This window comes from Pseudomonas sp. UYEF17 (assembly GCF_040546125.1).
GTDB classification, from domain to species: domain Bacteria; phylum Pseudomonadota; class Gammaproteobacteria; order Pseudomonadales; family Pseudomonadaceae; genus Aquipseudomonas; species Aquipseudomonas putida_Z.
Map to the genome: position 1 here is coordinate 114170 of NZ_JBEPNE010000010.1, position 13135 is coordinate 127304.

The following is a 13135-nucleotide window of genomic DNA, read 5'->3' on the forward strand; positions in this document are numbered from 1 at the left end:
TGAATTGAGAGATCTAGATTTGGATTCCCTGCAAATTTTCAAAGCTGTGGTGGACTACGGCGGTATCACTAACGCAGCGGCCCAGCTGAATCGGGTGCAATCCAACATCACCACCCGGGTGAAAAATCTGGAGGAACGGTTAGGAGTAGCGCTCTTCCACCGCACAGGCGGCAAATTGATCCCTTCCGAACAGGGCAAGGTCCTCCATCTGTACGCGGAAAAACTGCTCAGACTGTCAACAGAAGCCGAAACCGCGCTCAAACGAGGCACATTGCAGGGCACGCTTCGGATAGGAACCCTGGAAAGCACTGCTGCGGCAAGGCTTCCTCCCCTGCTGTCCAGCTACCACGAACGGTTCCCCGACGTACAACTGGAGCTGGTTTCAGGTTCATCCGACGCGCTGATCGCACAAGTACGCCGAGGTGACATAGAAGCAGCATTCGTTTCGGACCCCTTCTCCAATGCAGGCCTCGATGCCGAGGAAGCATTTGTGGAAGAGCTCGCTCTGATCGTGGCCAAGAACAGTGGCATCGCTAATGCGCGACAACTAGAAGGCTCGACTATCATCGCGTTTGCCAGCGGATGCTCTTACCGACGAATCCTGGAAGACTGGCTGACTACCTGTGAGATCGTCCCGTGCAAGTTTCTGGAGCTGGCCTCCTACCATGCCATTGCTGCTTGTGTAGCAGCCGGCACAGGAGTAGCAATAATGCCGCTCTCGGTCTTGAAGGCTGTACGGATCGACACCTTCGTCAGGGCACTTCCACTCCCACCAAAGTTAGCACGGGTTAAAACTCATCTCATCTGGCGCTCCGGCCACACCTCAAGCATGCTGAAATCAATACGAGATGAAATCGCCAAACATCGAGGCTTGTCTGCTGTTTGAGATCTGGGTAATTGCACTGATTTGACCAGGCATTTACATCGAATGTGACCAGCGCATGGGGACGTCTTGAACGGCAGGAGTCGACCCAGAGCAGTCGTTCGAGGTGTCTACGAAACCAGGGTCGATTCACACTTCACGACCGACGCGTGCCTTTTCGGTAAGGGATGAGGAGTAGTCGCAGCGATCCTTTAGCTCCCAGTCTGGCGACCTTGGGTTCAGAATCCGACCGGCAATGCCCGCCGTCACTACTTCAGAGGAACCAGCTTCCTCTGCTGCCAAAATTGCGGGGGGGGCTCATGCTGGTACCCAGGCCCGACAAATGCGCAGTTGCAGCCCTCAGTTGCAAGATTATCCAAGGCATGCGTGCCAATCAAGAACTGATGCATGGCGGTGCCGGCCTGACAGAGGTGACCCTGGAGATTCAGAATGACTAAACCGGCTCCGTAGACACCAACCTCCACAAAGGCCGCTATCGACCCTAAGCAGACCTTCCCGGCGAGCAACCTTGGTAGAGAGCTACGTCTGTGGATCAAGGTGATCCTCCACGGGTCAATGACCTAGAGACCTGCTCACTTCCACGATGCGTGCCGCGTCCTTTGCCGGGGTTAAACCAAACAGGCGCACGTAGTCCCGGCTGAACTGCGTAGGGATGGTTTGCGTGCATGACGACTTTTCACGCAAGCAGGAAAGCTACCGACTTACCCGAGTGCTGAACGGGCAGTGCTAACTGGTGGAAAAAAATGCCCCGGCAATACATCACCGGGGCCAAGTTCCATATGCAACCTTTAATGGCTAGGAGCCGTATCCAGTTCGGCTCGCAGCGAATCCACAGCCGCGACGATCACTCGCGCTGTGGCTAACACTTTTACCCCAGCAGGACTGAGCAATGTTCGCCGTGAGGCACTGACGAACAATTCCACGCCCAGTTCCGACTCCAACGCATTCAGATGCTTGGTAACAGCAGGCTGACCAATGCCCAACTGCATAGCCGCGGCGCTCACTGTGCCCAGTTCGACAGTCGCCAGAAAGCTCTCCAGCTTCGTCACATTCATGCGCGCCACCAGGCCTACAGGTCCAGGACGAGAAGCTTGGACTTCGCGCGCGAAACGCACGCGGTCAGGCAGCTACCTTTTTCGGAGTCGTCGAGAATGTAGTCCTGGTGGTCGACTTCTCCTTCCAGATAACGAATCTTGCAGGTGCCACACAGCCCAGATTGGCAAGAGGTCTCGACTGGGTAGCCCGCGTCCTGGAGCACCTGAGCGAGATTCTCATGCGCCTGGACGACAATTTCTTCGCCAGTGCTGGCAATGCGTGCCACGAACGAGCCATTGCTCTGCTCCAAGCTCGCCGGCTCAGGTGCCTTCACTGGAGCCTTAAAGTGCTCGAAGTGAACCGTACCGGCAGGCCAATGGGCAGCGGCCTCCTTGCAAGCGTTCATGAAGCCGGCGGGCCCGCAGTAGTAGACGTGGCAACCGTCGCTGGCGTCCTTCAGTAGTGCCTTCAAATCCAGGCGTTTGGAGGGATCCACACCGTCAAAGTGCAGAATGACTTTTCCCTCACCGATCAGCTCTTCCATCTCTTCCGAAAAGGCCGCGAACTCGGGGCCTCTGCAGCAGTAATGAAGCTCATACTCCTGCCTGGCCAACTCAAGTGCGTGCATCATGGACTTCATCGGTGTTACGCCGATGCCACCGGCAAGCAGGATCGTCTTGCGGGCATCTTTGCTCAACATGAAATTGTTGCGCGGCACACTGACCCTCACGGTCTCGCCTACCCGCAACTCATGCACCGCCATCGATCCGCCTGTGCCTTTCTCGTCACGCAGCACCCCAATGACATAGCGGTGGGGCTCGGCTGGCGAGTTGCTCAATGAATACTGCCTGACCATTCCATTAGGCAGGTGAATGTCGATGTGTGACCCTGCCGTAAATGGCGGTAATGCACCACCTTTCGGGTCGACGAATTCATAGGAGTTGATCCCCTGTGCTTCGCGGGTAACGCGACGGATCAACAGTTCCAGCAATACTGGGTTGGGATTTGTTAAAGATGTCATCGTCATCACCTCTCACCAAGGCACGGGAGCCCTGGGTAGCCCAGGGCCCGCGCTTTTTTCTTATTGTTCTTTGAAGCTCTGCTCCAACTGCTCGAAGCGGGCCGTGACGAACTCTGCGCGCTCTTTTCCCTTGAGCTTGTCTGCCTCGGTTAGGATGGCCACTGCCTCCCTGGCAAGCTTGCGGCGGTTGATGACCTCCTGCTCTGGAGTTGCGGCTTTGGGCATGTTGAATACGTTGCCGGTGCAGTAGCTGTTCGGCTCTCCGCCCATGTCACGCAGCCACTGGGCGAAACCGGCTGCCGCAGCTTGAGGGTTGGTGCCACGGATGCCATCGCGCAGCATTTTGCGGAAGGCATACAGGCCGGCGTCGAACTTGGTCGGGTTCTCCAGCGAGTGCACCGCGATTGGACGTTGGCTAATGATGGCCTCGTAGTCACCCGGGGCGTACTGAGCTTCCTTGTAGTTGTGACGTTCACGGTGGTTGGACGGGATCGGTGGGATGTCATCGATCTTGTACTTGCCGAAGCGCTCTGGACGACGCATAGCCACCTGGCCTTCCAAGAAGTCGATGGTCTCGTAACCGACCATGCTCTTGTCACCGACGCCACGGGTGTCGATGCCTGGGCCCATGACGCGCCAACCGATCATCTTGGAGTTCTCGTCATCCACAGGGACAGTCCAGCGGACGATGTGGAAGCGGCTGAACAGCTTCTTCGCCGAACCGTCTTCCGACGTGTAGGCATGCAGGCTGAGGTTCGGCAATACCTGGTGCTGAATGCGCAGGAACATGCGGTCGTCGTTCACACGACGTGCGCCGGCACAGGCCAGACTGCGGCCCTGGTGAACCGGGATGAACTGCATGTCCGGAGCGACTTCCATCGATGCCGCGCCCACTTCGTCGAAGGTGGTGCCTTGGAACTGACCACCCACGACGTTCTTCGCCGAGTGCAGAGCCGTCGGGTGGAAGTTGTCCGCCGCGTTGTCCTGCACCTGCAGCCAGTTGCAGTGCTGGAAGTTGCTGTACGGAACCAGCTCGTCGCCTTCCATCACAGTGAAATTCTGCTCCCACTCAGGGAACGGCGGCTCTTCATCGGGCGGGCCCATGTAGGCAAACACCAACCCGTGACGTTCGAAGGCTTTGTAGGCGCCCTGGCGGATCGAGCAGGCATACTTCTCGCCTTCCTTTTCCTCACCGGCAGGGAACGGGACATGGAGGCAGGCACCATCCACGTCGAACACCATGCCGTGGTAACAGCACTTGATGCCCTTCTCCTGGATGGCACCGTACTCCAGAGATGCACCACGGTGGCAGCAGTGAGCATGCAGAACACCTACCTGGCCACTGCCGTCACGGAAGGCCACCAACTCTTCGCCCATGATTTTGAGGAAGCGAGGCGTGTCGGTGAGTTCCAGCGACATGCAGACCGGGTGCCAGAAGCGACGGAGGTATTCGCCAGCAGGTGTGCCTGGGCCGGTTTCGGTCAGCTCTGGATCATGGTTCGGGGTGTTGTTGGTGTAGTAGCCACCGTAGGCGATCAGCTTCTTCGGAACGGAAGTGCCACCGGCGCCACGTTGCTCATCATGTTTATCGAATTTCTCAGTCATTTTTCATTGCCTCAGGCTTATTGTTAGATACGGGATACGGTATTCGTACTCTGTATACATATTGTTCGAACGCAATGTTGCTACTGGTACCGCTTGTGTTCCGGGGATCAGTTGATGGATTTGTCGACCAGGGCGCCTGCCTTGATCCATGGCATCATGTCGCGCAGGCGTTCGCCGACCACCTCGATCTGGTGACGCTGCAGCAGGCTACGCCGGGCAGTGAGCGTAGGATTGCCTGCCTTGTTTTCCAGGATGAAGTCTTTGGCATATTCACCGCTCTGAATGCTGGAGAGCAGCTCACGCATACGGTCCTTGGTTTCAGCCGGCACGATCCTCGGTCCGCTGACGTACTCGCCGAATTCGGCGTTGTTGGAGATGCTGTAGTTCATGTTGCCGATGCCGCCTTCATAGATCAGGTCGACGATCAGCTTGAGTTCGTGCAGGCATTCGAAGTAGGCGAGCTCAGGCGAGTAGCCGCCTTCTACCAAGGTTTCGAAGCCGAGCTTGATCAACTCGACGGTGCCACCGCAGAGCACGGCTTGCTCACCAAAGAGGTCAGTCTCGGTCTCCTCGCGGAAGTTGGTTTCGATGATGCCGGCCTTGCCGCAACCAATGGCAGAGGCGTAGGCCAGGGCCAGTTCGACGGCATGGCCCGAGGTGTTCTGCTCCACCGCGATCAGTGCCGGGACACCGTGGCCGGCCTGATAAGTCGAACGCACAGTGTGACCGGGCGCTTTGGGCGCGATCATGATCACATCGAGATCAGCACGCGGTTTCACTTGGCCGTAGTGGATGTTGAAACCATGGGCGAATGCCAGAGTGGCATCGCGGCGTAGATGCGGCTCGACGTCACTGCGGTAGACGTCGGCGATCAGCTCGTCAGGAATCAGCATCATGACCAGGTCAGCCTGGGCAACCGCCTCGGCAACCGTGCTTACCGCCAGTCCGGCATTGAGCGCTTTCTTCGACGACGCCGAACCCTGACGTAACCCCACGATGACATCGATTCCGCTGTCACGCAGGTTCTGGGCGTGGGCGTGCCCCTGAGCGCCATAACCGATGATCGCCACGCAGAGTCCTTGCAGCAGGCTCAAATCAGCATCTTTATCGTAGAACAGCTTCATGTCAGTCAGACCTTCTTGTTTTCGTGTTCAGGATTTCGTGCTCTGTACTCTGTATACAGAGTTCACAGTCTTGTCCTACACTGAACAGGAGTCAAGGAAAATTTGAATGACAGAGGAGAAAGTGGACAATGCAGCTTTCAATAGGGGAAGCCGAGCTTCGGCAAGGTCAATCGATGACAAGCACACTCAAGCGTATCCAGTCGCGCACGGACTACGTGGATGAGGTTTACAAGGCACTGCTCGATGCCATCAGCGACGGCTCGCTGGCACCCGGCGCACGCCTGACGCAGGAAGAAATTGCCGAGCAGATGAACATCTCTCGGTCGCCCGTGCTGCAGGCCTTAAGGTTGCTCAAGAAGGACGGCCTTGTGCAGGACGCTCCAGGTCGTGGGCTGCTGGTCACTCCATTGACGACCGATTCAATTCGGAATCTGTATCTGATCCGGGGAGCCTTGGATAATCTGGCAGCCAAGATGGCTGCGGCGCGGAAAATTCCGCTCGACTCCGCTTTGATCAAGCGTGGTCGAAAGGCCTCGCAAGGCAAGAACATCAAAGAAATGATCGATGCTGACGTGGCCTTCCACAACGCGATCTACGAAGCATCTGGAAATCCGCTTATCGCGCAGAGTGCGCAGGTTTACTGGGTGCATTTGCGCCGTGCCATGGGCGCTGTGTTGCAGTCTTCAGCGCAGCGCGATGCCATCTGGGATCAGCACGAAGAGATTGCTAATGCGATTGCAGCTGGCGACATTGAAGCGGCGGGAGCTTTGACAGACGTCCACACGACGCAGGCGAGAGAGAATTTGATCGACCGACTTGGTCATTTGCTCTCGCAAGCATAAGACAGGCGCCCGGGAAACCGGGCACCCGCCTGGAGGAGTTCATCGATTGACGATGGACTTGGGCATGATGAGGCAGATGAACGCTGCGAAAATCAGTGAGCCAGCGATGCAGTAGAGCGCTAGGTCAGTGGAAGCTGTGACGTCTTTGACCCAGCCGATCATGTATGGACTGATGAAGCCTGCCAGGTTACCAACCGAGTTAATCATGGCAATACCCGCGGCGGCAGCCGCCCCGCCCAGAAACGCAGGGGGTAGGCACCAGAACTGGCACAGCCCGGTCATGATTCCCATGGTCGCCAATGACAGGAAGATTAGCGAAACAGCAGGATTTCCCGATGTGAGGGTACTTAGCACCAACCCTGTAGCCCCCAGCACTGCCGGTACCGCTGCGTGCCAACGACGTTCCTTACTACGATCGGCACTACGTCCCGTGAAGATCATTGCTGCGGTTGCGAAAGCGTAAGGGATGGTGGTCAACAGCGATACCGTCGAGGCCTCCTGGATACCAGAGCTTTTGATCAGCGACGGCAACCAGAAACTGACGCCGTACAACCCCATCATGAAGCCGAAGTAGCCAGAGCTCAGCACCCAGACCCGTTTGTTCCGGAAGGCACCAAACACGGAGTGGACTTCTTTCGTCCCACCCTCTTTCTCCAGGTTACGCTTCAGCGTTTCCTTCTCGCTCGCTGACAACCACTTGGCATCGTCGATCTTGTCCTGCAGGTAGAACAGTACGATGACACCGGCAATGATCGATGGCAGCGCTTCGAGAAAGAACAACCACTGCCAAGCGGAGTGGCCCATCCAGCCATGTGTGGAAGCCATGATCCAGCCTGACAACGGGCCGCCGATCACACCCGCCATCGGAATGCCGGTCATGAACATGGCGGTGATCTTGCCCCTGCGGGAAGGCGGGAACCAGTAGGTCAGGTACAGGATGATACCGGGGAAGAAGCCTGCTTCTGCCAGCCCGAGTAGAAAGCGAAGCACGTAGAACTGCGTCGGCGTTTGAACAAAGATCATGCTGGCCGAGAGGATGCCCCAACTGATCATGATGCGGGCGATCCAACGCCTTGCGCCTACCCGGTGCAGAATGATGTTGCTGGGCACTTCAAAGATGAAATAACCGAGGAAGAATATCCCCGCACCCAAACCATAAATGGTTTCGCTGAACTTCAACTCATCCAGCATTTGAAGTTTCGCGAAGCCAATATTGACGCGATCAAGGTAGGCGAAGACATAGCAGATAAAGAGAAACGGAATAAGTCGCAAGGCCACACGGGTATACAATTGGGACTCAGCTGCTGAATCCTGGACGGCATAGGGTGCCTCTAGAGTATTAGACATGATGCCAATCTCCGAATGATTTTGTAGTTGTAGGCGTCGAATCGTGCAGCAGCGCCTTTCCAGGTTCGGCGCTGCTGCAGAGAGGGGTCAGGAGAACATGTCCGGCTGTTCTGCCACGAGTTGATCGTAGATGGGTTGGAAATGGAGCCAGCCAATGAACGGGCTGCCCACGTTTTCACGGCTGTAACGGCAGCGCTCAGGCGATACCAGCTTCGGCGTGATGCCGCTGGCTTCGATCAGCAATTGCTGCTGGCAGCATCGTTCAAGCGCAATGAACCAGAAAGCTGCTTCATCAATGCTGTGCCGGCTGGCAGTGAGCAGGCCGTGGTTCTGGTGGATGGCGGCACGCACATCCTTGAAGTATTCGCTGACCGACTTGCCGGCCTTCGCCTCGACCGCAACGGCGCCGGCCTCCGCAGTGATGACGACGTGGTCTTCAAAGAAAACTGCCGCATCCTGGCTGATTGGCGGCAGCGGTCGCCCGGTTGCTGCCCAAGCCCCGCCATAAACGGTGTGGGCATGGCACATGGCGACGATATCGGGATGCGCTTCGTGAACTGCGGCATGCAGAACGAAGCCGGCGCGGTTGATCGCGTAGTCGCCTTGGACGACCTTGCCTTCATGATCCGCGAGGATCAGGTTTGACAGTTTTACCTGGGAGAAATGGACGGCCATCGGGTTCGTCCAGTACAGCTCTGGGAACTCCGGATCGCGTACAGTCAAGTGGCCAGCAAAGCCGTAGTCGAGGCTGTGTTTCGCAAATGCCCGGCAGGCTGCAACAAGGTGTTTCTTACGATATTGCCGCTCTTCTTCATAACTTTTGAAGTCGGGAATTTCCGGAAAGATCAGGCCCTGCTGTTCAGGTTGATAAACCGAAATGCGGCGTTTTTCGTTAGATGCTGGTTCAATCCGCAGCAAGGGATCCATAATGCCAACCTCATCTTTTATTGTTTTTGGAGACCCATATTTGACTTTAGGCGTATGGATTGACAAACGAAGGCTTTTCACCCAAGGTTGAATTAAATTTAGCCTAAACCAACAATAATGAGAAAGATTCCTAACTTCGCCGCAATCAAGGCTTTTGAAGCTGCTGCGCGCCTGGAGAGCTTTGTTGCCGCCGCCGATGAGCTGCACTTGTCGGCCTCAGCAGTGAGCCACCAGGTCAGAAAGCTGGAAGCCACCTTGGGCATGGAGCTCTTCAAAAGGCAGCCTCGCTCAGTGGAGTTGACGATCCAGGGACGAGCACTTGCTCAACGCCTGACTGTCGCGCTCGACGGCTTGGAGTCCGCGCTTTCAATGTGGATGCCAAACGCCGAGCAGTTGCATCTTGCCGTTCACTGCTCGCCAAGCTTTGCCTCCAAATGGCTCTCGCCTCGCCTGGCTCGCCTCGTAAGTGAGCCCAATCCGCTTCACATCAGACTCACCTCCAGCGCCACGCCACCAGAGCTCACCCGTCACGAGGAGATCGACATTGCTATCACCTACGGCGCGCCGATACAACGCGTAGGTGTGATTGCCGAACCCCTGGGACTGGAGACCATCGCGCCGATGAGCTCAAAGCAGTTCTTCGACGCCTCTCAGACGCTTGAACCTCATTTGCTCAAACCCGGTTCCCTGATCGACTCCCAACTCAGCCCAGTGCGTTGGAGCGATTGGTTCCGCCATGAAGGGGTCGCCGAGCGCTCGGACTTAGGTGGGCTGTCGTTTGACCGCGCCGCCCTCGTCCTCTCTGCCGCCGCGGATGGGCTGGGGATAGCCTTGGAATCAACCCGGTTGGCCGAGACAGAACTACGCCAGGGCTCACTGGTTGTGCTGGATGGGCATCAGCCTCCGCTGCAGCGGGAGATGCATTTCCTCTGCTACCGTGGTTCGATGAAAGGGAGCCGCAAGATTGAGCGGTTCAAGGAGTGGATCATGAATCAGATCCGCGAAGCCTGAGGCTCCGCAGCTCTCTGCTCAACCTTCACCACTAGTATTGTCTCAAGCGCCGGCTATACCCGCGTTCATCCAGATCATCAGCCCAGTAAGGGTCGCCAGGGAACCCAGGGTGGAGATCAAGATGGTGCGGGAAATCAGCCCTGCTTCCCGACGATAGAATTCAGCCAACATGAAGGGTCCGGTACCGGTGGGCAGCGCGCTGAGCAACAGTGCAGAGTTGGCCCACATCGACTGCAGCGCGAATACCTTGAAAGCCAGAAACCAGGTCAACAGCGGCTGCCCCACAAGCTTGATCGTGACCAGAGGCCAAGGGTTGCTCTTGGCCGCAGTCGATTTGACGGTTTTCTGACCCAGAAACAAGCCCAGCGAAACGAGTGCACAGGGCGTGGTGGCCGTCGCCAACATGTCCAGGAAGCTCGTGACAGGATGGGCCAATGGAATTCCGGTCATTGCCCAAGCTGCGCCTGCAATGGGCGCGATGACCAACGGGTTCTTCGACAACGCCTTCACCACGACTGCGACCGCTCTGCCAACATGCCGTTCTTCCTGGAGGCCGATCTCGATGCAGATCACTGCAATGGCGAAGAGCATACAGACCACGATGATGGTCGAGATGAGCGCCGGCTGCAGACCTGGATGGCCGAAGACGATCGCACACAGTGGAATACCGATGTAGCCGGTGTTCGCATAGCCGGCGCTCAGGCCATCAATGCTGGAGGTGGCAAGGCTATGCCCGGTACACAAGCGCCATACCAATGTGGCGACAAAAATGGCCAACGTGCCGGCGCCGAAGGAGATTATGAAGCCCGGCTGCCAAATCTCAGCCCACGACGCGGTAGCGGTCACCTTGAATAGGAGTGCGGGTAGGCAGAGCCAAACCACCATCTTGTTGATCTCGGAGGCGGCCTGGTCTCCAAGTCGGTTGGTCTTGCGGCAGATGAAGCCTGCCAGGATGAGGGCGAAGATGGGTAAAACGATTGCAAGGACGGTGTACATGACTTCCACGTTTGGAGGGGATTTTAGGCCTACATAGATTAAAATCGCCGACCAATGCAGTCCAATGACTATGAAGTAGCTGATTGATACCTCTGGAGCATCGATGATCGAACACCGCCACCTTCGCTACTTCCTTGCCCTGGCCGACCACCTGCACTACGGCAAAGCATCAGCGCAGGTGAACGTGGCGCAGTCATCGTTGAGTCGGCAGATCGCTGATCTGGAAGCTCTGCTCGGCTGCCGGCTGTTTGTACGCACCTCCCGCTCGGTGGAGCTCACCTCAGCAGGCTTGGAGTTCCAACGCAGTGCGCAACTGGTCATGCAGGCGATGGACTCGGCAATTCGCTCCACTCAAGCTGTCGCGCGAGGAGAAAAGGGAGAGTTGCGTATCGCGCTGACCTCGATGATCGCCTGGTCAGGCCTACCCAAGATGATCAAGGCTTACGCGGCGAGCGCTCCCGGCGTAAACCTGGATCTCAGCGAGCTGATACCGAGCGCCTTGTTGAAAGCAGTCGAAACCGGTGAGTGCGACATTGGCCTCACCTTCAAAGCCACGGTTCAGCCACCGTATCAATACCGGGAGTTGCAGCGCGAATCCCTCAGTATCGCGGTGCCGGCTGAACATCCGCTTGCACGCCGAAAATCATTGACCGTGAGAGACCTCATCGATGAACCCTTCATCTTGAGCCCACGCGACACCGCCTCCGCCCTGCACGACACGATCGTCGAGCTGTGCCGGGACAGTGGATTTGAACCTCACGTGAGGATGTACACCCAGCTGCAAGGGACAATTGTGAACCTCGTAGGTGAGGGCCTCGGGGTATCGATCATTCCAACCTCAATGTCGAAATCAAACCCAGACTCGGTTCGATTCATTCGAATCGCCAACGCACCCGAAATCACTCTGGGGATGGTCTGGAACACGGAAAACTCCAATCCATGCCTCACAGCTTTCATTCAATCGGTCGAAACCCGCCTCGATCAACCATGATCATTCGGCGGGCATCGACGCTGGCTGATTAGCGATTCACCACCGATTTAGGCATCGAGAGGCAGACCACCGCAGCACACCCCAGCGCAGCTGCAATGCAGTACAGCGCAAAGCTGGTAGAGCCGGTGGTATCTTTCACCCATCCGATGAGGTACGGGCTGATAAACCCTGCCAGGTTACCGATAGAGTTGATCATGGCGATGCCTGCCGCGGCAGCTACACCACCCAGAAATGCAGGCGGGTAGCACCAGAACTGACTCATCGCGGTCATCACGCCCATGGCACCCACCGAGAGAAACGCCACCGTCATCATGGGGTTCTGCTCAGTGGTGGTGGCGAGTACCAACCCCAGTGCACCGATCACCGCAGGTATCGCTGCATGCCAACGACGCTCCAGCACGTTGTCTGAATGCCGACCAGTCATCACCATCGCAATTGTCGCCAGGGCATACGGAATCGTAGTCAGCAGCGAAACTTCGGCTGCGCTCTGAACACCCGAGTTCTTGATCAACGAAGGCAGCCAGAAGGTGATCCCATTCAATCCCATCATGACGCCGAAGTAACCCGCACTCAGTAGCCAAACCTTGGGGTTGGTAAAGGCGCTGAACGCAGAGTGCCCGTGGTGCGCCTGGTCTTCACCTTGGAGGTTACGCTTGAGGATGGCCTTCTCTTCCGAGGTCAGCCACTTGGCATCGTCCGGGTTGTCGCGAAGGTAGAAGAGGACGACGAAGCCGGCAACGATTGAGGGGATTGCTTCGAGTGCGAATAGCCATTGCCAGGCTGAATAGCCATGCCAGCCGTGCGTGGTCGACATGATCCACCCCGAAAGCGGTCCGCCCAGGACACCCGCCATCGGAATGCCCGTAAGGAACATCGCAGTGATCTTTCCGCGTCGAGAGGACGGGAACCAGTAGGTCAGGTACAGGATAATACCTGGGAAGAATCCAGCTTCCGCTACGCCCAACAGGAACCTGAGCGTGTAGAACATGGCAGGCGTTTGTACGAACACCATGCACGCCGACAGCACGCCCCAGCTGACCATGATGCGGGCGATCCAACGGCGGGCACCGATCCTGTGCAGCATCATGTTGCTCGGTACTTCAAAGATGAAGTAGCCGAAGAAGAAGATCCCAGCTCCAAGCCCGTACACGGTTTCGCTGAACTTAAGCTCATCGAGCATCTGCAGCTTGGCAAAACCCACGTTCACCCGATCCAGGTATGCGAAGACGTAGCACAGAAAGAGAAAGGGAATCAGTCGAAGGGTTAAGCGCGCGTAGAGCTTTGTCTCGTCCGGGGTGGAACGCGAATCGGGGACGCAGGCAGCATCAAGAGCATTAGGCATCTGCCTATCTC

The 13135-nt window shown here is 57.0% G+C and carries 12 protein-coding genes; 4 read left to right on the forward strand and 8 right to left on the reverse strand.

The window, feature by feature from the left end; translation table 11 throughout:
- The first annotated feature begins 4 nt into the window (after positions 1-4).
- Positions 5-886, forward strand: a complete 882-nt coding sequence (locus tag ABIB24_RS16580; protein WP_354316894.1) for a LysR family transcriptional regulator — start codon at positions 5-7, stop codon at positions 884-886.
- 785 nt (positions 887-1671) lie between these two features.
- Here ABIB24_RS16580 and ABIB24_RS16585 read toward each other — a convergent pair.
- The 4 genes from ABIB24_RS16585 to ilvC form a co-directional block, all read right to left on the reverse strand.
- A complete protein-coding gene (locus ABIB24_RS16585; RefSeq protein WP_354316895.1) occupies positions 1672-1938 on the reverse strand; it encodes a LysR family transcriptional regulator in 267 nt (88 codons plus the stop codon).
- A 14-nt stretch (positions 1939-1952) separates the two neighbouring features.
- Positions 1953-2945 carry a PDR/VanB family oxidoreductase gene (locus ABIB24_RS16590; RefSeq protein ID WP_354316896.1) on the reverse strand — a complete coding sequence of 331 codons (993 nt, stop codon included), beginning with the start codon at positions 2943-2945 and terminating at the stop codon, positions 1953-1955.
- A gap of 54 nt (positions 2946-2999) precedes the next feature.
- A complete protein-coding gene (locus ABIB24_RS16595) occupies positions 3000-4544 on the reverse strand; it encodes a Rieske 2Fe-2S domain-containing protein (protein WP_354316897.1) in 1545 nt (514 codons plus the stop codon).
- 107 nt (positions 4545-4651) lie between these two features.
- The gene (ilvC, locus tag ABIB24_RS16600; RefSeq protein WP_354316898.1) at positions 4652-5668 is read right to left on the reverse strand and encodes a ketol-acid reductoisomerase; all 1017 of its coding nucleotides are present in this window, start codon (positions 5666-5668) and stop codon (positions 4652-4654) included.
- A gap of 128 nt (positions 5669-5796) precedes the next feature.
- On the opposite strand from ilvC, the gene ABIB24_RS16605 reads away from it, so the two are divergent.
- A complete protein-coding gene (locus ABIB24_RS16605) occupies positions 5797-6510 on the forward strand; it encodes a GntR family transcriptional regulator (protein WP_354316899.1) in 714 nt (237 codons plus the stop codon).
- A 39-nt stretch (positions 6511-6549) separates the two neighbouring features.
- On the opposite strand, the gene ABIB24_RS16610 is transcribed toward ABIB24_RS16605, so the two are convergent.
- A complete protein-coding gene (locus tag ABIB24_RS16610) occupies positions 6550-7857 on the reverse strand; it encodes an MFS transporter (RefSeq protein ID WP_286101297.1) in 1308 nt (435 codons plus the stop codon).
- 87 nt (positions 7858-7944) lie between these two features.
- A complete protein-coding gene (locus tag ABIB24_RS16615; protein ID WP_354316900.1) occupies positions 7945-8784 on the reverse strand; it encodes a class II aldolase/adducin family protein in 840 nt (279 codons plus the stop codon).
- Between the two features lie 117 nt (positions 8785-8901).
- On the opposite strand from ABIB24_RS16615, the gene ABIB24_RS16620 reads away from it, so the two are divergent.
- Positions 8902-9795, forward strand: a complete 894-nt coding sequence (locus ABIB24_RS16620; RefSeq protein ID WP_354316901.1) for a LysR substrate-binding domain-containing protein — start codon at positions 8902-8904, stop codon at positions 9793-9795.
- A 42-nt stretch (positions 9796-9837) separates the two neighbouring features.
- On the opposite strand, the gene ABIB24_RS16625 is transcribed toward ABIB24_RS16620, so the two are convergent.
- Positions 9838-10791: an AEC family transporter gene (locus ABIB24_RS16625; protein WP_353455628.1), complete on the reverse strand. Its 954-nt coding sequence runs from the start codon at positions 10789-10791 to the stop codon at positions 9838-9840.
- Between the two features lie 103 nt (positions 10792-10894).
- Here ABIB24_RS16625 and ABIB24_RS16630 point away from each other — a divergent pair, with 103 nt between their 5' ends.
- On the forward strand, positions 10895-11782 hold the full coding sequence (locus ABIB24_RS16630) for a LysR family transcriptional regulator (RefSeq protein ID WP_354316902.1): 888 nt from the start codon (positions 10895-10897) through the stop codon (positions 11780-11782).
- Between the two features lie 28 nt (positions 11783-11810).
- On the opposite strand, the gene ABIB24_RS16635 is transcribed toward ABIB24_RS16630, so the two are convergent.
- Complete coding sequence (locus ABIB24_RS16635) at positions 11811-13124, reverse strand: MFS transporter (protein WP_354316903.1); 1314 nt, start codon at positions 13122-13124, stop codon at positions 11811-11813.
- Positions 13125-13135 lie beyond the last annotated feature (11 nt).